This window comes from Streptomyces sp. NPDC020780, assembly GCF_044334475.1.
In the GTDB taxonomy this organism is placed as follows: Bacteria; Actinomycetota; Actinomycetes; order Streptomycetales; family Streptomycetaceae; genus Streptomyces.
In genome coordinates this window covers 244,879-265,411 of the sequence record NZ_JBIRTB010000009.1, presented here as the reverse complement: position 1 = coordinate 265,411, position 20,533 = coordinate 244,879, and the positions used below count along the sequence as shown (strand labels likewise).

Here is a 20,533-nt window from a genome sequence, read left to right as displayed (position 1 = left end):
CCGTGCACAAGGGGCCGAGGAGGGCCGGGTGACGACCTATGACGATCGAGCGAGCCTCACGGATCTGACCACCACGGTGGAGCGGGTGCGCAGGTCGGTGGAGAGTGTGATCGAGGGCAAGCCCGAGGTCGTACGCCTGTCGCTGACCGTCCTGCTCGCCGAGGGGCATCTGCTCATCGAGGATGTGCCGGGGGTCGGCAAGACGATGCTGGCGAAGGCCCTGGCCCGGTCCATCGACTGCTCCGTGCGGCGGATCCAGTTCACACCGGATCTGCTCCCTTCGGACATCACGGGTGTGTCGATCTTCGATCAGCAGCGCCGGGACTTCGAGTTCAAGCCCGGTGCGATCTTCGCCCAGATCGTGATCGGCGACGAGATCAACCGCGCGTCCCCCAAGACCCAGTCGGCACTGCTGGAGTCGATGGAGGAACGCCAGGTCACCATGGACGGCCAGACCTACGAACTGCCCGATCCGTTCATGGTCGTGGCCACCCAGAACCCGGTGGAGATGGAGGGCACGTATCCGCTGCCCGAAGCGCAGCGGGACCGTTTCATGGCCCGGGTGTCGATCGGTTACCCCAGCGCGGAGGCCGAGCTCCGGATGCTCGACGTGCACGGCGGTCTCTCCCCGCTGGACGACCTCCAGCCGGTGGCGCACGCGCACGACATCGTGAAGCTGATCGACGCGGTGCGCGCGGTGCACGTGGCCGATTCCGTGCGGCGGTACGCGGTGGAGCTGGTCGGGGCCACCCGCCACCATCCCGATCTCAGACTCGGGGCCTCGCCGCGCGCGACCCTGCATCTGCTGCGCGCGGCGAAGGCTTCGGCCGCCCTCGGCGGGCGGGACTACGCCCTGCCGGACGACGTGCAGGCGCTCGCGGTCGCGGTGCTCGCCCACCGTCTGCTGCCGACGGCTCAGGCCCAGCTCAACCGCCGTACCGCCGAGCAGGTCGTGCTGGACATCCTGCAGCGCACGCCCGTGCCGACCTCCGGTACCGCGGCCGCCCCGGCGCAGCCGCAGCACCTGCCCGGCGGCCCGGTGTACGGCCGGCAGCCCGGCGCCCGGCGGCTGTGATGGCGGCCGGTGCGCCCGGCCCCGTGGACAGCGGCGACGCGAAAGGCGGCCTCCGCTCGGCCGTGCACGGCCTGACGACACGGGGCCGGTCCTTCCTCGCCGCCGGTGTGGCCGCCGCGGTCTGCGCCTATGTGCTGGGCCAGGGCGATCTGTTGCGGGTCGGGCTGCTGCTGGCGGTGCTGCCCCTGGTCTGTGTGATCGTGCTCCACCGCACCCGCTACCGGGTCGCCGGCAGTCGGCGGCTGTCGCCGTCGCGGGTGCCGGCGGGCTCGGAGGCGCGGGTGCACCTGCGGATGGACAACGCCTCCCGGATGCCCACGGGGCTGCTGATGCTCCAGGACCGGGTGCCGTACGTCCTGGGGCCCCGGCCCAGGTTCGTGCTGGACCGGGTGGAGGCGGGCGGCAGACGTGAGGTCTCCTACCGGGTCCGGTCCGATCTGCGCGGCCGTTATCCGCTCGGGCCCCTGCAGTTGCGGCTGAGCGATCCGTTCGGCATGTGCGAGCTGACCCGCTCCTTCAGCGCGCACGACACGCTCGTCGTCATTCCCCGCACGGAGCCGCTTCCGGCGCTGCGGCCGTCGGGCGAGTCTGCCGGTTACGGCGACGGCAGACAGCGTTCGCTCGCCCTGGCGGGCGAGGACGACCTCATTCCGCGCGGGTACCGCCACGGCGACGACCTGCGGCGGGTGCACTGGCGCTCCACCGCGCGCTACGGCGAGCTGATGGTGCGCCGGGAGGAGCAGCCGCAGCGGGCCAGGTGCACGGTGTTGCTGGACACCCGGCGGATCGCCTATCAGGGCGCCGGGCCGGATTCCGCCTTCGAGTGGGCGGTCTCGGGAGCGGCCTCCGCGCTCGTGCACATGCTGGAGCGCGGCCTCGCCGTGCGTCTGCTGACGGACGACGGCAGGGCTGTGCCGGGCGAGGGCTCCGACGGCTTCTCGCCGGTGGGCCAGGAGTCTGCCGAGGCGGCGGGCCTGATGATGGACAGCCTGGCGGTGGTCGACCACTCCGACGGAGGCGGTCTCTCCCGGGCGTACGACGTGCTGCGGCGGAACACCGAGGGGCTGCTCGTCGCCTTCTTCGGCGACCTGGACATGGAGCAGACGGCGGTGGCGGCCCGGATGCGGCAGTGCAGCGGTGCCGCCGTCGCCTTCGTTCTGGACAGCTCCGCGTGGGTGCGCGGCAGGAACGCGGCGGGCGCGGCGCCGGCCGCCGCCCGGTTGCGGCTCCTGCGCGAGGCGGGCTGGACCGCGGTGGCGGTGCCGCCCGGGGTGGAGCTCGCCCGGCTGTGGCAGCAGGCGGACGGGGACCCCTCCGGCACACACTCCGGCACGGCCGACACGGCGACAGGGTTTTCCGGAGGATGGTCATGAGCGCGCGTACTCGGCTGGCGCTGTGCGCCTTCGCGGCGACGATGACGGCTGCCGTCGCACTGATGCCCCTGGTCGAGACGTCCAGGTGGATCCTGCAGGCGGCGTTCCTGTTGGCGGTGCAGGGCGGCGTCGGGGCGCTGGCCCGCCGGGTCTCGCCGGCACGGGTCCTCACCGTCTCCCTGCAGGTGGCGGTCACCCTGATGCTGCTGACCGCGGCGTTCGCCCGGGAGCACGCGCTGTTCGGCCTGGTGCCCGGCCCGCAGGCGGTCAAGCGGCTCGCGGAGTTGCTCACGGCGGGCTCGGAGGACGTCAGCAGGTACGCCACTCCGGCGCCCGCGACGGACGGCATCCAGCTGATGCTGATCGGCGGGGTGCTGCTGATAGGGCTCACCGTGGACGCCCTCGCGGTGACCTTCCGTACCGCGGCACCGGCGGGCCTGCCGCTGCTCGCGCTCTACTCGGTCGCCGCCGGGCTCTCCGACGGTGGGGCGGGCTCGTTCCGTTTCCTGCTCGCGGCGGGTGGCTACCTGCTCCTCCTGCTGGCCGAGAGCCGGGACCGGCTGGCGGCGTGGGGGAAGGTCTTCAGCGGGATCTCCCGGTCGTCGGGAGGCCTGGCCTCCGGTCTGGAGGGGCGGTCGGCGGCGGCACGGGCCCCTGTCCGCACCGGCCGCCGGATCGGCGCCGTGACGATGGGGATCGCGCTGGTGATCCCCGCCGCGCTGCCCGCTCCGGACGGCGGGCTGCTGGGCGGCCGGGGCGGCGGCACGGGCAAGGGGAGCGGCGGGGGCACGATCTCCGCGGTCAATCCGCTGGTCTCGCTGCAGAACAACCTCAACCAGCCGGAGAACCGGGAGGTGCTGTCCTACCGCACCGACGCCGGGAATCCGCAGGACTTCTATCTGCGCATCCTGGCCCTCGACCAGTTCGACGGGAGCGAGTGGCGGCCCTCGACGCGCCGGCTGAAGGACGTGCCCGACAGGCTCCCGCAACCGGCGGGCCTGGGGGCGGACGTCGCCGTCACCGAGATCCGGACGAACATCTCCGCCTCCCCGTCGTACCAGCAGACGTATCTGCCGCTCCCCTACCCGGCGAGCGAGGTCGACGTCGACGGCCGCTGGAGGTACGAGCCCGAGGGGCGGACCCTGGTCGGGGACGGGGGCCAGACGACCCGCGGCGCCCGGTACGAGGTCAGCAGCCTGGTGGTGGAGCCGACGGCCGAGCAGCTCGCCGGGGCGAGGGCGCCGGATGCGGAGCTGACACGTGAGTACACCCGGGTTCCCGGTTCACTGCCGGACGTGGTCGAGGAGACCGCCGAGCAGGTGACGCGAGGCGCGGCCGACGACTACGAGCGGGCGGTGAAACTGCAGGACTGGTTCGCGTCCCGGGGCGGCTTCCGCTACGACACGACGGTGACGTCCGGGACCGGTGTGTCGGCGATCGAGCGCTTCCTCAAGGACAAGGAAGGCTTCTGCGTCCACTTCTCGTTCACGATGGCCGCCATGGCGAGGACGCTGGGGATCCCGGCCCGGGTCGCAGTGGGCTTCACGCCGGGCACGGTCCAGGCCGACGGTTCGGTGTCGGTCGGGCTGCGGGACGCCCACGCCTGGCCCGAGCTGTACTTCGAGGGTGCGGGCTGGACCCGCTTCGAGCCCACGCCGTCCCGGGGCACCAGCCCCTCGTACACCCGGCCCGACGTGCCCGCGCAGGGTGGCCCGAGTAGCCCGGCCGAGGTCGCGGAGGGCGCCTCCGCCGCGCCCACGTCGGCACCGTCCACGTCGGAGACCTGTCCCGCGCAGATGCGACGGCAGGGTGAGTGCGGTGCGTCCGAGGCACCCGGAGCGGTGAACCCCACCGATCCCGGGACGCCTGCGGGCACCGTCGCGTTGTGGGCGTTCGGTGCCCTCCTGGTCCTCGCGCTCCCCCTGTCGCCGATGCTGTGGCGCCTGCGGACCCGCGCGCGGCGGCTGGGCTCGTCGGCAGGCCGTAGGCCTGCCGACGCGACGGGCCGGGTGATGGCCGCCTGGCGGGAGGTCACCGATACGGCCTGGGACCACGGCATCGCACCGGACGAGTCGCAGACGCCCAGGAAGGCGGCGGCCCGTGTCGTGCGGCTGGGACGGCTCGACGGCGCGGCGGCGGCCGCGGTCCACCGGCTGGCGGGGGCGGTCGAGCAGGTGCTGTACGCCGCCGAGCCGCGAGCGGTCACCGGGACGGCGGACGACGTGTCGGCCCTGCGTGAGGGGCTGTGGGCCTCGGCCGGGCGACTGGACCGGCTCCGGGCGACCTTCGCCCCGCGTTCGGCCGTTCGGGTGGTATGGGCCCTGTCCGAGCGCCGTACGGCGCTTGCCCACCGATGGGCGCGGCGACCGGGCCGCGACCGCTGGTCCGCCCGCCTGCGCCGCCCCTCTCGTCAGCAGGGCTGAGCCCGCTCCCCGGGCCCCGCATCTCCGGCCCGCGTGGCTCGGGGCGCGCCCGGGTCGGGAAGTGCCCGGCTCGGGAGCTCGGGGGCGTGCCCTGCTCGGCGCGTGCCCGGCTCGGGAGCCCGGGAGCGTTCCCGGCTCACGGCGTGCCCGGCTCAGGGGGTGTTCCCTGCTCGGGGCCAGACCGGCTGACCCGGGCGAGCCCCGTGCCCGACCGTGCCGACCGGCTTGAGCCCGCCCCGCGGGCCCCGCATCTCCGGCCCGCGTGGCTCGGGGCGTGCCCGGCTCGGGAAGTGCCCGGCTCGGGAGCTCGGGGGCGTGCCCTGCTCACGGCGCGCCCGGATCGGGGCGTGTTCCCTGCTCGGGGCCGGACCGGGCGACCCGGGCGAGCCCCGTGCCCAGCCGTGCCGACCGGCTCGGCTTCGGCCGGACCGGGTGGGCTCGGGCCGGTCCGGCGCCGCATGGCACGCGAGGCGGTGTGCCGGCATGCGTGAGGGGCGGTCGCCGGGAAGGCGACCGCCCCTCACGTGGAAGGTCCGGCGTCACGCTGTCGGTGTGCGCGCTCCACAGCCACGGCCGGGGGTCGCCCGGCGCCGGCCGGGGCTCGGCACGCTCACTGACCTTGTTCGTCGCGGCGGCGCTGCCACCGCTGCTCGATCCGGTTCATCATCGACCGGCGCTGCCTGGGATGTCGGCGTTCGCCTCCGCCCCCGCTCCCTGCCGGCTGCTCACCAGGTTTGGGCGCCTTGCGCCACCCGGTGACCGCCAGCACGGCACAGCCCAGCATGACGAGGAACCCCACCACGCTGATCCAGATCTGCTGGGCGACCATTCCGGCCATGAGGAGCGCGATACCCACCAGAAAGCCGACCACCGCCTGGTAGACCCGTCGCCGGGTGTACCTGCGCAGCCCGCTTCCCTCAAGCGCTGTCGCGAACTTGGGATCTTCGGCGTACAGCGCTCGCTCCATCTGCTCGAGCATGCGCTGCTCGTGCTCCGAGAGCGGCACGGAGTCCTCCTCGTCGTCGGCCGCGGGGGGCGACCGGTATGCGGCCCTTCCAGGATAGGCAGGGATTCGCCCCCGTGAAACCTGCCCTCTAGCCCTAGCCAGTCAGGACCGCCATGACGGCCCGGCTGCTGAGGCGTAGATTCCCCGACCTCCGATCCGTCATGCCGGATGGTGTCACCCGATCATACGGGGCCCGGGCCCCGATCGGGTGCTCCGAGCTGTACTCCGTCTGCAGCTGCGTTGCTGATCAGCCGCGCTCCGGTCACTCCGGGGTGCGCCCCGGCGACCCGTCCGCCTGGCTCAGGCGCGCTTCTCGCCCAGAACGTGCAGCTGGGTCGCCACCGAGTGGAAGGACGGCAGTTCCGCGACGGCTGCTTCCAGCCTCAGGAGGGCCTCCATGGCACCGGGCTCGGTGTCCACCAGCGCACCCGGCACGAGGTCGGCAAAGACCCGCACGCCGTGAACCGCGCCGACCTCGACACCCGCGGCGGCGACCAGGCCGGTCAGCTGCTCCGCGGTGAACCTGCGAGGCACGGGGTCACCTTCACCCCAGCGTCCCGCCGGGTCCGTGAGCGCCTGCCGGGCCTCGGTGAAGTGCCCGGCGAGTGCCCGCGCCAGAACGGCGCCGCCGAGCCCCGCGCCGAGGAGGCTGAGGGCGCCGGACGGCCGGAGCGCGTCGACCGCGTTCCGTACCCCCTCGGCAGGGTCGTCCACGTACTCCAGGACCCCGTGACACAGGACCGTGTCGTATCCCGCGCGGTCCACCACCTCGAACAGGCCGAGGATGTCGCCCTGGACACCCCGGACCCGGTCCGCGACGCCCGCCTCGGCCGCGCGGCGCTCCAGGGCGAACAGGGCGTTGGGGCTGGGGTCCACGACCGTGACCCGGTGGCCGAGCCGCGCGACGGGCACCGCGAAGTTGCCGGTGCCGCCGCCGGTGTCGAGGACGTCCAGGACCTCCCTGCCGGTCGCCTTGGCCCGGCGCTCGAGAGCATCCTTGAGGACCTCCCAGACCACAGCGGTACGGAGGGAGGCGCGGGGGCGCAGCTGGTCCGACACGGCAGTTGACTCCTCGGCACGGTGCCGCCGCGGACGGCGGAGCGTGAACGGTGCAGGTGGTACGGGTGCTCTCCACCCTATTGCCTCGCACCGCCGCCCCGGTCACCCGCGTACGGTCACCTGCCGGGGGCAGGCCGGGGTCCCGCCGGGGTCCGCCCGGCCTGCCGTCGTCCGCCCGGCCTGCCGTCGTCCGTGCCGTGCCCCGGCCCCGGCCTGTTTCCGCCGACCGGGGCCGTGCCGCGGGCCATGGGCGCGGTCGTCGCCGGCCATGGCCCGTGGGCCGCTACCCGGTCCGGTCCCTGCGGGGCTGCGGGAGCACCGGCTCAAGCACCAGGAGCCGCTCGACCAGACGCAGGAACATCGCCGCGTCCCGCAGCAGGTCATCGGCGTCGCGGCTGCTGGCCGCACCGGGTATGCCCGCTTCCGCACGGGCACGGCGCCCCGCTCCCGAGGCGAACAGGGCGCTCCACTCGGTGAGTTCCGGCGCGATCTCCGGGAGGACATCCCAGGCGCTGCGGATCCTCTCGCGGCGGCGCCTGTTCGTCTCGGGCCGGCCTCGGGCGGCGAGGACGGCGGCGGCGGTGCGCAGCGCCGCCAGGTGGGCGGTGGCGTAGCGCTCGTTGGGCGCGTCCAGGACAGCGGCCTCGTCCAGGCCCGCGTGCGCCTGGACGAGCAGATCGAGTGCGGCGGGCGGTGCCGTGGTGCGGCGCAGCACGGGGTGGACGTCGGTTGCCGGGCCGGTCGGTGAGGGGGCAGGGCTGCCTGCGCGGCGCCGCGGAGCGGCGGCTGCGGACGAGCTGGCCATGACGAACCTCCTGTCGTGTGACGGCGCGGTGGCCGTATGTGTCCATCGTGACGCCAGGCACTGACAATCCCTCAGAAACCGGCCCTGACCTCCCACTTTGCTTCGGGCGCGAGTTCGGACTAGTTTTTTGCACTGACCAGTCAGTGTAAAAGATGGACGGATTTCGGGGGTGGGTGCCGTGGACTGCCCGCAGGGTGCGGCGGTGAGCGCCGAGGACTTCGGACTGAAGGGGCCGCGTGGCTGGGCCTTCCGGGGCGTGGATCTCCACGCGGATCCGGGGACGCTCGTGGCGATCGAGGGCCCGTCGGGCTCGGGACGCACCTGTCTGCTGCTCGCCCTCACCGGTCGGATGCGCTTCACACAGGGGCAGGCCGAGGTCGCGGGCCTGCGTCTGCCGAACCGGGCGGCGGCGGTGCGGCGGATCAGTGCGCTCGGCCCGGTACCCGGCGTCAGCGAGCTGGACCCGGCCTTCACCGTCGCCGAACACCTGCGGGAGCGGGCCCTGTTGCAGCGCCGCTTCGACGGTTCGCCGCGCTCCCTGCTGCGTTCGCCCGCCGCACGGGCCGCCACGGCGCAGGCGACGATCGACGCCGCCCTGGAGGCGGCCGGGCTGGATCTCACGGCCCTGCCCAAGGCCGGACGGACCTCCGTACGCGACCTGGAGCGCATCGAAGCGCTGCGCCTGTCCGTCGCCCTCGCACTGATGGGCGGTCCACGACTGCTTGCGGTGGACGACACCGACCTCAAACTCCCGGCGGCCGGCCGGTCGCAGGCCTGGCAGCTCCTGCGCTCCCTCGCGGACCGCGGGACGACCGTGCTCGCCGTGTGCAGCGAAGCCCCCGAGGACACGCTCACCGTCCGGACCGGGACCCCGCCGGCCGCCGTCCCGGCCGGGAGCCCCGAGACCATCACCGCCACGGCCGACGACCCGGCGGCCGACGACACCACGACCGAGAAGGAGAGGGCGGATGCGAGCGCCGAAACTGGCCGCGCTTGAGCTGAGGCGGTTCGGCCGGGGGCGTATGCCCCGCGCCGCGCTGGTGGCCCTCCTGCTGCTGCCCCTGCTGTACGGCGCCCTGTACCTGTGGTCGTTCTGGGATCCGTACGGACGGCTCGACCGCGTCCCCGTCGCACTCGTCAACAACGACAAGGGCGTGCACACCGAGGGCGGGCGTCTCGCGGCAGGTGACGAGATCACCGGCAGGCTGCTCGACTCCGAGGTCTTCGACTGGCACGAGGTCGGCTCCGCCGAGGCCGAGCGGGGCGTCGAGGACGGGACGTACTACCTCTCGCTGACCATGCCGTCCGACTTCAGTGAGCGGATCGCCTCCAGCGCGGGCGCCTCCCCGGAGACCGGCGCCCTTCAGGTCCGTACGAACGACGCCAACAACTACATCGTGGGGCAGATCTCCAGGACGGTGTTCGCCGAGGTCCGCAGCGCCGCCTCGGCCAAGGCCTCGCGCGGGTTCCTCGACCGGATCTTCATCAACTTCTCGAACCTCCACGACGCGACGGCGAAGGCGGCCGCGGGGGCCGGGGATCTGGAGAGCGGGATCGCCAAGGCCGCGAAGGGCTCCAAGGACCTCGTGGACGGGCTCAAGAACGCCAAGTCCGGCAGCGGCAGGCTGTCCGCAGGGGTCACCCGGCTGAACAAGGGGGCCGGAGACCTGGAAACCGGTTCCCGCCAGGTCGCCGACGGCACGCAGCAGCTCTCCGACAAGGTCGACAAGGCCGCCGCCGACGTCCGGCCGTTCCTGAAGGACAACGGCAAGACGATCGGGAACACGGCCCGGCTCGTCTCCCGTTCCGCGAAGGCCGTACGGGACAACCTCGACCTGCTCGTGGAGGCGGCGCCCCCCGCCTCGGCCGCAGCCCACAAGGCCTCCGACGACCTCGCCGAGGTCTACCGGCTCCGCTGCGAGGCACCGGAGCCGGCGGAACAGGAGACGGCCGCCACCGCCGGCTGTCCCGAGCTGAAGCGCGCGAGGACCGCGGCGGCGGACGTGGCGGACGTCGCGGACGACCTGCAGGCCCTGGTCACCGCGGACGACGGCGACCTGACGAGTCTGCGGACCCGGCTGGCGACGCTGCAGAAGCAGGCCGACGCCCTCGCGAAGCGCTCGCCGCACCTGGACACCGACGTCGAGGCCGCCGTCAGGAAGATCCACGCGCTCAACACCGGGGCCCACAAGGTCGCCGAGGGCGCCGACGCCCTGCACACCGGGCTCGGCACCGCCAGGACCGGGGCCAAGGACCTGGACGCCGGGATCAAGAAGCTGAAGGCGGGTGCCGGGAGCCTGGACAGCGGGCTCCACCGGCTCGGCGACGGCTCGGCCACCCTCGCACAGGGGCTCCACGACGGCGTCGGCAAGATCCCCGACTACGACAAGGACGACCGCGACGCCCGCACCGGCGTCATGGCCGACCCCGTCCAGCTGGCCTCCTCGTCGCTGCACGCCGCGCCCAACTACGGCACCGGTTTCGCCCCTTACTTCATCCCGCTCTCCCTCTGGGTCGGCGCGATGGTGGCGTACATGCTGATCCAGCCGCTCAACCGGCGCGCGCTCTCGGCGGGGGCTCCCGCCTGGCGCATCGCCGTCGCTGGCTGGCTGCCGGTCGCGGGGATCGGCCTGCTCCAGACCGGCGCCCTGATGGCCGTCCTGCACTGGCGACTGGGACTGCAGATGACGCACACCGCGGGGACGATCGCCTTCCTGGCCCTGGTGACCTGCTGTTTCGCAGCGATCGTCCAGTGGCTGAACGCCCGCTTCGGGGCGGCGGGGCGGATCCTCGTCCTCGCGGCGCTGATGCTCCAGCTGACCTCGGCCGGGGGCACCTACCCCGTGCAGACCAGCCCCGGCTTCTTCGGGGCCGTCCATCCGTACCTGCCCATGACCTACGTGGTGGACGGGCTGCGCCGGCTGATCACGGGCGGCGGGCTCGGCCCGGTCTGGCTGGGATGCGCCGTCCTGTCGGCCTTCACCGCCGGCGCGCTGGCCCTGACCGCGCTCGCCGCCCGCCGCAAGCAGGTGTGGACCCTGGACCGCCTCCACCCGGAGCTCAGTCTATGAGCGCCCCGCAACCTGTGAGAATCGGTGGCATGGACAGCAGTAGCACCACGCGCCGGCAGGCCACCCGGCAGAAACTCTACGAGGCGGCGGTCACCCTCATCGCGGAGAAGGGCTTCTCGGCGACCACGGTGGACGAGATCGCCGATCGCGCCGGAGTGGCCAAGGGCACGGTCTACTACAACTTCAAGAGCAAGACGGAACTCTTCGAGGAGCTGCTGCGGCACGGCGTCGGTCTGCTCACCCGGTCGCTGCGCTCCGCCGCCGAGCAGACCGACGAGCGCGGTGGCACCCGGGTGGAGGCCCTGGACGCGATGATCAGGGCCGGTCTGGCCTTCATCGACCGCTACCCGGCCTTCACCCAGCTGTACGTCGCCGAACTCTGGCGCACCAACCGCGCCTGGCAGTCGACACTCCTGGTGCTGCGGCAGCAGGCTGTGGCCGTGGTCGAGGAGGTCCTGCGGGACGGAGTGGCGGCCGGTGAGCTCAGCGAGGAGATCGACATCCAGCTGACGGCCGCCGCGCTGGTGGGAATGGTCCTCGTGGCCGCCCTGGACTGGCAGGCGTTCCAGCCGGAACGGACGATCGACGACGTGCACTCGGCGCTGTCCCTGTTGCTGCACGGCCGCGTCAGCGGGCGCTGAGCGCACCCCGGGGCGTGCGGCTGTCGCAGGGTGCGCCGGGAAACGGCCGCGCCCTCCGGTCGCCGCACGGACGTACGACGCCGGGTCCGGCGCGACGCGATCCCCCTCGCGTTGCGCCGGCCCCGGCGTCCTCGTATCCGCGGAGCCCTCCCCCGTGCCCTCGATCCCCCGTGGTCACGGGCCCCGCGTCGTGCCCCCGTTCGGTCCGGGATGCGGCGCCGTTCCGCCGCCCCGTGCCGGCGGTCCGGGCGCCGCGCCCCTTCCGTGGTCCCCACTCTTCCGTCCGCCCGGGTGGGAGCCATCCGCGCGCGTACTCATCTCCCCCACTGGGTAGGGATACTCAGGCCTGCGTTCCGCAGCCTGTCCGGCCGTGTCGGCGACTGGCTACGATCGCCTCCGTGTCCGTACTCCCCCTGGTGTTCACGAGCGGCTGGGCGAGCGGGGTCAACGCCTACGCGGTGATCCTTCTGTTCGGCTTCCTCGGCGCGACCGGCCTGACCGACGAGGTGCCCGAGTCGCTGCAGCGCCCCGACGTGCTCGTGGTCGCCGGCGTGCTCTTCCTGTGCGAGGCGGTGGCCGACAAGATCCCGTACGTCGACTCGGCCTGGGACACCGTCCACACCGTGGTGCGGCCGGTGTCCGGCGCGGTCGTCGCGGCCCTGCTGGCCGGTGAGAGCGGGTCGCTGCCGGAGCTCGCCGCAGGGGCCGTGGGCGGGTCGGCCGCCCTGATGAGCCATCTGGTGAAGGCCGGCACCAGGATGGCGGTCAACACCTCGCCCGAGCCGTTCAGCAATGTCGGCGTCAGCCTCGCGGAGGACTTCGGCGTCGCCGGGATCATCGTCTTCGCCGTCTTCCATCCAATCGCCGCGGCCGTCGTCGCCGGGACCCTGCTGCTGCTCGGCATGGTGGTACTCCTCTTCCTCGCCTCCCGGATCCGCCGTTTCCTGCGCCGGCGGGCGCGGCGGCGTGAGGAGAGGAACCTGGCGGGGGCGGGCAGCCACCGGCCCCAGGGGTGAGCTGTCGGTGGCACCCCTTAGGGTCACTGACATGGCACGCATTGCGGTGATCGGCGCCGGGACCGGCGCGATGGCGGCGGCCGCGCGGCTCGCCGTGGCAGGCAACCGGGTGACGGTGTACGAGCGGTCGCAGACCTACGGCGGCTCCATGGGCCGGTATGCCCGTGACGGCTTCGTCTTCGACACCGGCCCCTCGCTGCTGCATCTGCCCGCGGTCTACCGCGACCTGTTCGTGAAGACGGGCAGGGAGCCGCTGGAGCAGTGCGTGACGCTCACCCAGGTCGACCCGGCGAGCCGCCACCTCTTCGCGGACGGCACCGCCGTCTCCCTGCCCAACGCCTCGCGGGCCGGGGTCCTCGGTGCGCTGGACCGGGCGCTCGGCGAGGGCGCCGGGGCCCGCTGGGGCGCGTTCATGGACCGGGCGGGGACCGCCTGGGAGCGCTCGCGCAGGCCGCTGCTGGAGGAGCCCCTGCCCGCTGACCCGCGGGTGCTGCACGAAGACCCCTACCCCGCGGTGCGCCGGCGCAGGCTGTTCCGCGCCGCACGGCAGGCCCGGACGGTGGCCGACGTGGGCGCCCACGAGCTCGTGGATCCCCGGCTGGCCGCTCTGCTGGACGGATACGCCCTGTCGTACGGCCTGGACCCGCGGCGCGCTCCGGCCGCCGCGGCTCTGCTGCCGTACATGGAGCAGACCTTCGGCAGCTGGTATGTCGCCGGAGGGATGCGGGCCCTCGCCGACGCGGTGTACGAGCGCTGCCTGGCCCGCCGGGTGACGTTCGTCTTCGGTGCGGACGTGGTCCGGGTGGCCGAGAAGGACGGCCGCGCGGCAGGCGTCGAGTTGGCGGACGGTACGAGCGTGGAGGCCGATCACGTCGTCCTGGGCGCGCAGCCGCGTCCCGGGCTGATACCCGGTCAGGAGACCGGAGCGGGCGCCGGAGAGCCGGCGGGGGGCGGTTCGGTGCCCGGCCGTTTCCTGGTGCTGCTGTCGTTGCGCGGCGCGCGTGAGCCCGGCACCGTGCACCGGACAGTGGTGCACACCGGTGACGGAGCCGCGGAGCAGGAAGCGGTGTTCGGCGGCAGGACGGCCGGGCGCCCCACGGTGACGGTGCTGCGCCCCGACGACCCCGGCACCCGCCCGGACGAGGCGCACGAGGCGGTGACCCTGATGGCGACGGTGGCACCGCAGGGCCCCGTGGACTGGACGGACGCGGCCCTGCGCGACCGGTTCGCGGACACCCTGATCGGCAGGGCGGCGGCGGCCGTCCCGGACCTGCGCGAGCGGATACTCCACGCCGAGCCGCGCACCCCCGCGGACACGGCTGCCGACACCGGTGCCGAGGGGGGTTCCGTGCCCGCACCGGCCCTCGCCGGGGCGGACGGCGCCTGTCTGCACGGCGGGAACCGCACCGCGCTGCCCGGCCTGTACCGGGCGGGTGGCTGGTCGCACCCGGGTGGCGGTCCGGCTCACGCCGGGATGTCGGGCGCGCTGGTCGCCGGGCTCGTGGTGGAGGGCGACGGCTTCCGCGGGTCGCGGTGACCCGCGGCCCGTCGGCCTCCGGTCCGCTCGCGGTTCAGTAGCGGTACTGCTCGTTCTGGCCGGTGTCGTACCCGTTGCCGTACGGGGCGGGCCCGGTGGGCGCCTCGGGGGGCAGTGGGGGGTGCTGCCCGGGACCGCGCTGCTGCGGGACCCAGACACCGCCCGGCGGGGTGTCGGAGGGGTCGTACGGCCCGGCGTGGGGCTCGGGCTGCTGCTGCCCGTAGGGCTCGTAGGCAGTGCCGTAGCTCTCGTAGGAGGCGTACTGCCCGGTGTCCGCGGTGGCGCCCGTCCCGGTGTAGGGGTCCGGGTAGGCGGCGTAGTCGCCCTGGGGCGTGCCGTAGCCGTAGGGGTCGCCGTAGCCGGCGTCCTGGCCCTGGAAGGTGCCGGGGTCATGGTAGGCGCCGGGGTCCTGGAAGGTGCCCTGGGAGCTGTAGGCGTCCTGGGGCTGGGAGCCGGGCTGGGGTGCGTACCCGCCGTACGGATCGTAGCCGTCGTACGGCGTCTGCCCGTCCTGGCGGTCCTGGCGGTCCCCGCCGCCCGGAGTGCCGTCGGCGGTGTCCGTGTAGACGCCGTACTGCCCGGTGTCGTCCGGGAGCGGCTGCGGTTCGTAGACGGCGGTGGCCGGGTCCGGGGCTGCGGCACCCGGGCCGGCTTCCTCGTACTCCAGACCGGAGACCTCCAGCGTGGGCTTCCGCGCCCGACCGCCGGACGCCTTGCGGCGGCGGCTCGCACCCGGGTTTCCGCCCAGCGCCCAGCCGGTCGAGAAGCCGCGCCGGAAGGACAGCGTCACGTACGTCTGGCCGGTGGCGAAGGCGATGGCGCCGACGGCGATGACCAGCACGGAGGGGACCAGTACGCCTACGACCACGCCGAGGAAGCCGGCGAAGGCCAGCAACCGCCAGCGCAGCCGCGCCTTGTACTGCAGCAGCACCTCGCCCAGCAGCCACAGTGCCACCATGCCGAATGCGATGTAGAGGACCGTCCAGCCCACGCCCGCCCCCTTCTACGGCCGCCCCGGTCGGTGACGGATGCGGCCCGTCAGGACTGCTTGTGCAGTCCGAGATTCTCGTAGATCTCGAGCGTTGCCGTCGAATTGTTGAGCGTGATGAAGTGCAGCCCCGGGACACCCTCGGAGAGCAACTTCGCGCAGAACTCCGTTGCGAACTCGATGCCAGTGGAGCGTACAGCGGCCGGGTCGTCCTTGACGGCGAGGATCCGCTCTTTCAGCTCGGACGGCACGACCGCGTTGCTGAGTTGGGCGAATCTCTCCAGTTGCCGGACGTTGGTCAACGGCATCACCTCGGGAATGACCGGGGTGTCACAACCCGCTGCGACCACCCGGTCACGCATCCGCAGATAACTCTCCGGCTGGAAGAACATCTGGGTGATCGCGTAGTCCGCCCCGGCCCGGCACTTGTCGACGAAATGCCGGGTGTCGGTCTCCCAGTCTGCCGACCTCGGGTGCATTTCGGGGAAAGCCGCGACGCCGACGCAGAAATCGCCGGATTCCTTGATGAGCCGGACGAGATCGGCTGCGTAGCGCACGCCCTCGGGGTGCTCGACCCACTCACCCATCGGATCGCCCGGCGGGTCCCCGCGCACCGCGAGGATGTTCCTGATACCGGCGTCGGCGTACTGGCCGACCATGTTGCGCAATTGCGCCACGGAGTGGTCGACCGCGGTGAGGTGGGCGACCGGGGTGAGGGTGGTGTCGGCGGCGATCTGCTGCGTCGCCCGCACCGTCCCCTCCCGCGTCGAGCCGCCCGCCCCGTAGGTCACGGAGACGAAGCTCGGGCGCACCGCCTCGACCCGCCGCAGGGCGTTCCAGAGGTTCCGTTCGCCCTTCTCGGTCTTGGGCGACGGGAACTCGAAGGAGTACGACGTCTTACCGGTCGCAAGCAGATCCCGCACGGTGCGTGCGTGATCAGTCCTGGTGGAAGGTGTGCCAAGGGCCATACTGGGAGGTTAACCAGGGCGGAGCGGTACCCCAACCGCGTCAGCGGAATTGCCCGGAATGAGGTGGTTGTTGTCCACCCTTCGGACAGCTGCCCCGGCGGCGGGGAAAGCCGTCGCGGCCGGCGTCCGCCGGGCCTCTCCCTGGTCAGAGGGCGGCGCGCTCCCCGATGCGGGCGGCCAGCGCCTTCGTGGCCGCGGCCGGGTCCTCCGCCTCGGTGATCGCCCGGACGACGACCACCCGGCGGGCGCCCGCGTCGAGCACCTCGTCCAGGTTGCCGGCGTCGATCCCTCCGATGGCGAACCACGGACGGGACGGGCGGAGCGAGGCGGCGTAGCGCACGAGGCCGAGGCCGGGCGCGTGCCGGCCGGGCTTGGTGGGGGTGGGCCAGCAGGGGCCCGTGCAGAAGTAGTCGACGCCTTCCTCGGCGACGGCGGCGTCGACCTCCGGCTCGGCGTGGGTGGAGCGGCCGATCAGCACGTCCTGGCCCAGGACGGCCCGGGCGGCGGGCACCGGCAGGTCGCCCTGCCCCAGGTGCAGCACGTCGGAACCGATGGCATGGGCGACGTCGGCCCGGTCGTTCACCGCGAGGAGCGTGCCGTGACGCCGGCAGGCGTCGGCGAACACGGCCAGGTGGTCGAGCTCCTCCGCGGCCTCCATCCCCTTGTCGCGCAGTTGCACGACGTCCACGCCGGAGGAGAGCACGGCGTCGAGGAAGGCGGGCAGGTCGCCCTGGCGCCTGCGGGCGTCCGTGCACAGATAGAGCCGGGCGTCGGAAAGCCGGGCGCGAGGCGTGGACATGATGGTTCCCCCGTTACGTCGGTGGATCGCGTGGATCGTGCGTCGCGCACATCGGTGCTTCGCGCACGCGTGCGTCGCGTACATGGATACGTCCCGAACGCGTACCTCCAGCCGTCCCGGACGTGTACCTCGTGGGCACGCACGCCGGCGGAGCACGTACGCCGGCGGCTCGCGCCGTCGCCACCGTGTCGACGCGCCGGAGACGGCGGGACGCGGGCCGTATGCCACGGCCCGCCTCCCGCTCACGGTCGTCCGGTCAGACGGCGAGCGCCTGGGCCCGGCGCTTCACCTCCGTACCGCGATTCTCGCTCAGGGCCTGCGCCGGGGTTCCGGGCAGGGTCGGGTCGGGGGTGAAGAGCCACTCCAGCATCTCTTCGTCGTTGTAGCCGTCGTCCCTCAGGAGCGTCAGGGTCCCCGCGAGGCCCTTGACCACCTTGTTGCCGTCGATGAAGGCGGCAGGCACCTGGAGCGTCCGGTTCTCACCACGGCGTACGGCGATGAGCTGGCCCTCCTTGACCAGCTGCCTTACGCGCGTCACCTGAACATCGAGCATTTCCGCGATGTCGGGAAGGTGGAGCCAGGCGGGGACGAGAGCATCGATCTTTGCGTCAATCTCGGTCACAGGGACAAGCCTGCCATCCCGGACCGACAGCCGGTAGCCGGGCCGCCCGGACGGGGTGCGTGCGGCGCGGCGCGCGGCACCCCGTCGGCCCCCGCTTCCGGGCCTCTCCGCGCGCCCGGCGCTACAGCGTGGCCGACTTCAGCGGGACGGAGGGGTCCGCCACCCGCACCGGGTCCACGCGCGCCCCCGCCTCGAGGAGCCGGCGCCCCTGGGCGAGGTCGCGCGGCCTGCTGACGGCCAGCAACGCGACGAGGACCCCTTGCCGCAGCCAGCACACCGTCCAGGACGGATCGGCGGGGTCGCCCCGCCACAGCAGCGTGTCGGCGCCGGCGTGGTGGCCCGCGTACTGCACGAAGCGGCCGAACTGCTCGGACCAGAAGTAGGGCACGGGGTCGTACGTCCGGGGGCGGCCGTCCGTGATGGCGGCGGCGACCGTCCGGGGCCCCTGGAGGGCGTTGTCCCAGTGGTGGACGAGCAGCCGTTCGCCGTAGCGGGCCGAGGGGAAGGAGGCGCAGTCGCCCACCGCGTAAACGTCGGGGAGCGAGGTGTGCAGCGAGCGGTCGGCGAGGACCGAGCCGTCCGGGCCGAGGGCGATGCCGGAGCCGGCGAGCCAGCCGGTGGCGGGCCGCGCGCCGATACCGACGATCACCGCTCCGGCCGGGACGGCCCGGCCGTCCGTCAGGTGGACGGCGCCCGGTTCGACGCGGTCGACGCGGGCGCCGGTGAGGAGCTCGGCCCCGCTCTCGGCGTACCAGGCGGCCATCGGCGCGGCGACCTCGGCGGGCAGGGTGCCCGCGAGGGGGCGGTCGGCGGCTTCGACGACGGTGACGGCGCATCCCGCGGCGCGGGCGGCGGTGGTGAACTCGGCACCGATCCAGCCGGCGCCCACGACGACGACGTCGTGCTGCCGCTCCAGGACGGGCCGCAGCCGCGCGGCGTCGTCGAGGGTGCGCAGCAGATGGACGCCGGGCACCCCGTCGGAGCCCGGCAGTCCGACGGGTTCGGCGCCGGTGGCCAGGACCAGGACGTCGTACGGCACGGGTCCGTACGGAGTGTCCAGTTCGTGTGCCCCCGCGCGCAGGCCGGTCACGTCGACCCCGAGGCGCAGGGTGATGTCCAGCGCCTCGAAGTCGACGTCGAAGGCGGAGTCCTCGGCCTTGCCGAGCAGGACCGCCTTGGACAACGGGGGGCGGTCGTAGGGCTGGTGCGGTTCGGCGCCGATGAGGGTGACGGGGCCGGAGAACCCCTGCTCACGCAGGGCCACGGCCGTCTGCACGCCCGCCATTCCCGCGCCCACCACCACGACGCCGCGGGGCGGCCGTTCCGCTGCCGGTTCCGGTGTCTGCTCGCTCACCCGTCCACCCTAATCATCTGACGATCGCTCAGGGAACGAGCTGCTCCACGACGCTCGTACCGCTGCCGGCCTGGGACTCCCATTCCCACCGCTCGTCCAGCCGCACCCGGCCGTCGGGCAGCTCCGTGACGGCCGAGACGCAGTGGCCGCCGGACGTCGTCCCGTCCTGCTTCAGCTGGACGTACCTGAAGTCGAGGGTGTCCGCCTCCCGGGTGCCGACGAGGTGGCCCCGGACGACGTCACCGCCCGCGTACTCGGCCCAGATCCGGCCGTCCCGTTCGTGGTACGTGAACCGGGTCCGGGTGCCGACCTGGCCGGGCGCCTGGTCGGCGACGGGTGAGAGGACGAGTCCGTCGAGTGAACGGGCCACGGTGGCTGCTCCCTTACTGGCCGTGGGCGGCGGGGTCTAGGCTGGCCACCGTAGAACACTCGCGGGAGCCCGGACGCACCGGGCTGAGAGGGAGGCTGACCGGCCTCCGACCGTACGAACCTGATCCGGGTCATGCCGGCGAAGGGAGGGGCTGGACGCCCATGCGCATCTCCGGGAACCACTGCGACGTCCTGGTCGTCGGGGGCGGCATCATCGGTCTGGTGACCGCCTGGCGGGCGGCCCAGCGCGGTCTGCGCACGGCGCTGGCCGACCCCGATCCCGGCGGAGGGGCCGCCCAGGTCGCCGCGGGCATGCTCGCCGCTGTCACCGAACTCCACTACGGCGAGCAGACGCTGCTCGGCCTCAACCTGGCCTCGGCGGCCCGCTATCCGGCGTTCGTCGCCGAGCTGGAGGAGGCGAGCGGGCAGGCCACCGGCTTCCGCGCCTGCGGCACCCTGTCCGTCGCGCTGGACGCGGACGACCGGGCCCATCTGCGGGAACTGCACGCCCTGCAGCAGCGGTCGGGCCTGGAGTCCGAGTGGCTCAGCGGCCGTGAGTGCCGCCGCCTGGAGCCGATGCTCGCCCCCGGCGTCCGGGGCGGGCTCCGGGCCGACGGCGACCACCAGGTGGACCCGCGGCGGCTGGCCTCGGCGCTGGTCACCGCGTGCGAGCGGGCCGGGGTGGTGTTCCACCGGGCCTGGGTCGGGCGGCTGTCCGTCACGGGCGGCCGCGCGAGCGGCGGGGTGCTCGCCGACGGTACGGAGCTGGGGGCCGGCCAGGTCGTCCTCGCGGGCGGGAGCCTCAGCGGGCGGCTCGAAGGGGTGCCCGAGGCGGTGCTGCCGCCGGTCCGCCCGGTCAAGGGGCAGGTACTGCGGTTGACCGTGCCACCGGCGTACGCCCCCTTCCTCAGCCGGACCGTACGGGCCGTCGTACGCGGCAGCCACGTGTACCTCGTGCCGCGCGCCGACGGCGAGCTGGTCGTCGGCGCCACCAGCGAGGAGCTGGGCTGGGACACCACGGTCACCGCGGGCGGGGTCTACGAACTGCTGCGCGACGCCCACGAACTGGTGCCCGGGATCACCGAACTCCCGCTGACGGAGACCCGCGCCGGGCTGCGCCCCGCCTCCCCCGACAACGCCCCGCTGCTGGGCCCGACGGCACTGCCCGGCCTGCACCTCGCGACCGGCCACCACCGCAACGGGGTGCTGCTGACGCCCGTCACGGGTGACGTGATGGCCCAGGTGCTGGTCACCGGGGAGCTGCCGGAGGTGGCGCGCCCCTTCGCTCCGCACCGCTTCCACCGCTCCCCCGCGGCCCCTTCCCGCGACGACGTCCGAGTCTCCGTCCCCGCCTCCCAGGAGCAGCCCGCATGACCGAGCCCGCCCCCGCGTCCGTACCGGCGTCCGTCCCCGCGCCCTCCGCGCCC

Annotated in this window: 18 protein-coding genes and 1 riboswitch; of the genes, 9 read left to right on the top strand and 9 right to left on the bottom strand. The window is 73.6% G+C overall.

Annotation, left to right across the window (positions count from 1 at the left end; all coding sequences use genetic code 11):
• The first annotated feature begins 28 nt into the window (after positions 1-28).
• From ACH4VO_RS19720 to ACH4VO_RS19710, 3 genes are read left to right on the top strand one after another with little or no spacing between them, the layout of a single operon-like run.
• Positions 29-1,075, top strand: coding sequence for a MoxR family ATPase (locus ACH4VO_RS19720; protein ID WP_360992632.1), 1,047 nt, complete (start codon positions 29-31; stop codon positions 1,073-1,075).
• Entirely contained in the window at positions 1,075-2,448 is a 1,374-nt protein-coding gene (locus ACH4VO_RS19715; protein ID WP_360992635.1) for a DUF58 domain-containing protein, read from the top strand. Before ACH4VO_RS19720 ends, ACH4VO_RS19715 begins: the two co-directional genes overlap by 1 nt.
• A complete protein-coding gene (locus tag ACH4VO_RS19710; protein ID WP_360992638.1) occupies positions 2,445-4,871 on the top strand; it encodes a DUF3488 and transglutaminase-like domain-containing protein in 2,427 nt (808 codons plus the stop codon). The genes ACH4VO_RS19715 and ACH4VO_RS19710 overlap by 4 nt, the downstream gene beginning before the upstream one ends.
• A gap of 610 nt (positions 4,872-5,481) precedes the next feature.
• On the opposite strand, the gene ACH4VO_RS19705 is transcribed toward ACH4VO_RS19710, so the two are convergent.
• The 3 genes from ACH4VO_RS19705 to ACH4VO_RS19695 all read right to left on the bottom strand — a co-directional run bounded on the left by ACH4VO_RS19705 (position 5,482) and on the right by ACH4VO_RS19695 (position 7,741).
• Positions 5,482-5,877 (bottom strand): DUF3040 domain-containing protein, encoded by a 396-nt coding sequence (locus ACH4VO_RS19705; RefSeq protein WP_360992641.1) that lies wholly within the window; start codon positions 5,875-5,877, stop codon positions 5,482-5,484.
• Between the two features lie 300 nt (positions 5,878-6,177).
• Complete coding sequence (locus ACH4VO_RS19700) at positions 6,178-6,936, bottom strand: methyltransferase (protein ID WP_360992644.1); 759 nt, start codon at positions 6,934-6,936, stop codon at positions 6,178-6,180.
• A 283-nt stretch (positions 6,937-7,219) separates the two neighbouring features.
• Positions 7,220-7,741: an SAV_6107 family HEPN domain-containing protein gene (locus tag ACH4VO_RS19695; RefSeq protein WP_360992647.1), complete on the bottom strand. Its 522-nt coding sequence runs from the start codon at positions 7,739-7,741 to the stop codon at positions 7,220-7,222.
• A gap of 178 nt (positions 7,742-7,919) precedes the next feature.
• Here ACH4VO_RS19695 and ACH4VO_RS19690 point away from each other — a divergent pair, with 178 nt between their 5' ends.
• From ACH4VO_RS19690 to ACH4VO_RS19670, 5 genes are all read left to right on the top strand, one after another.
• The gene (locus ACH4VO_RS19690) at positions 7,920-8,738 is read left to right on the top strand and encodes an ATP-binding cassette domain-containing protein (RefSeq protein WP_360992651.1); all 819 of its coding nucleotides are present in this window, start codon (positions 7,920-7,922) and stop codon (positions 8,736-8,738) included.
• A complete protein-coding gene (locus ACH4VO_RS19685; protein WP_360992654.1) occupies positions 8,710-10,812 on the top strand; it encodes a YhgE/Pip domain-containing protein in 2,103 nt (700 codons plus the stop codon). Before ACH4VO_RS19690 ends, ACH4VO_RS19685 begins: the two co-directional genes overlap by 29 nt.
• Positions 10,813-10,841: 29 nt before the next feature.
• The gene (locus ACH4VO_RS19680) at positions 10,842-11,453 is read left to right on the top strand and encodes a TetR/AcrR family transcriptional regulator (RefSeq protein WP_360992657.1); all 612 of its coding nucleotides are present in this window, start codon (positions 10,842-10,844) and stop codon (positions 11,451-11,453) included.
• Positions 11,454-11,851: 398 nt separating this feature from the next.
• On the top strand, positions 11,852-12,469 hold the full coding sequence (locus ACH4VO_RS19675) for a DUF4126 domain-containing protein (protein ID WP_360992660.1): 618 nt from the start codon (positions 11,852-11,854) through the stop codon (positions 12,467-12,469).
• Positions 12,470-12,500: 31 nt separating this feature from the next.
• The gene (locus ACH4VO_RS19670; RefSeq protein WP_360992663.1) at positions 12,501-14,006 is read left to right on the top strand and encodes an NAD(P)/FAD-dependent oxidoreductase; all 1,506 of its coding nucleotides are present in this window, start codon (positions 12,501-12,503) and stop codon (positions 14,004-14,006) included.
• A gap of 34 nt (positions 14,007-14,040) precedes the next feature.
• Here ACH4VO_RS19670 and ACH4VO_RS19665 read toward each other — a convergent pair whose 3' ends face one another.
• From ACH4VO_RS19665 to ACH4VO_RS19640, 6 genes are all read right to left on the bottom strand, one after another.
• Positions 14,041-14,997 carry a hypothetical protein gene (locus tag ACH4VO_RS19665; RefSeq protein WP_360992666.1) on the bottom strand — a complete coding sequence of 319 codons (957 nt, stop codon included), beginning with the start codon at positions 14,995-14,997 and terminating at the stop codon, positions 14,041-14,043.
• A 47-nt stretch (positions 14,998-15,044) separates the two neighbouring features.
• Positions 15,045-15,962, bottom strand: a complete 918-nt coding sequence (gene metF, locus ACH4VO_RS19660) for a methylenetetrahydrofolate reductase [NAD(P)H] (protein ID WP_360992669.1) — start codon at positions 15,960-15,962, stop codon at positions 15,045-15,047.
• A gap of 145 nt (positions 15,963-16,107) precedes the next feature.
• Positions 16,108-16,761, bottom strand: coding sequence for a thiamine phosphate synthase (thiE, locus tag ACH4VO_RS19655; RefSeq protein ID WP_360992672.1), 654 nt, complete (start codon positions 16,759-16,761; stop codon positions 16,108-16,110).
• Positions 16,762-17,017: 256 nt separating this feature from the next.
• On the bottom strand, positions 17,018-17,383 hold the full coding sequence (locus tag ACH4VO_RS19650) for an Rv2175c family DNA-binding protein (protein WP_360992675.1): 366 nt from the start codon (positions 17,381-17,383) through the stop codon (positions 17,018-17,020).
• A 121-nt stretch (positions 17,384-17,504) separates the two neighbouring features.
• Complete coding sequence (locus ACH4VO_RS19645) at positions 17,505-18,737, bottom strand: FAD-dependent oxidoreductase (RefSeq protein ID WP_360992678.1); 1,233 nt, start codon at positions 18,735-18,737, stop codon at positions 17,505-17,507.
• Positions 18,738-18,765: 28 nt separating this feature from the next.
• Positions 18,766-19,107 carry a hypothetical protein gene (locus ACH4VO_RS19640; protein WP_360992681.1) on the bottom strand — a complete coding sequence of 114 codons (342 nt, stop codon included), beginning with the start codon at positions 19,105-19,107 and terminating at the stop codon, positions 18,766-18,768.
• Between the two features lie 51 nt (positions 19,108-19,158).
• A riboswitch (TPP riboswitch) is annotated at positions 19,159-19,271 on the top strand.
• Between ACH4VO_RS19640 and thiO the strand changes: the two genes are divergently transcribed.
• Positions 19,269-20,480 (top strand): glycine oxidase ThiO, encoded by a 1,212-nt coding sequence (gene thiO, locus ACH4VO_RS19635; RefSeq protein ID WP_360992684.1) that lies wholly within the window; start codon positions 19,269-19,271, stop codon positions 20,478-20,480. (Overlaps the previous riboswitch by 3 nt.)
• The last annotated feature ends 53 nt before the right edge of the window (positions 20,481-20,533 follow it).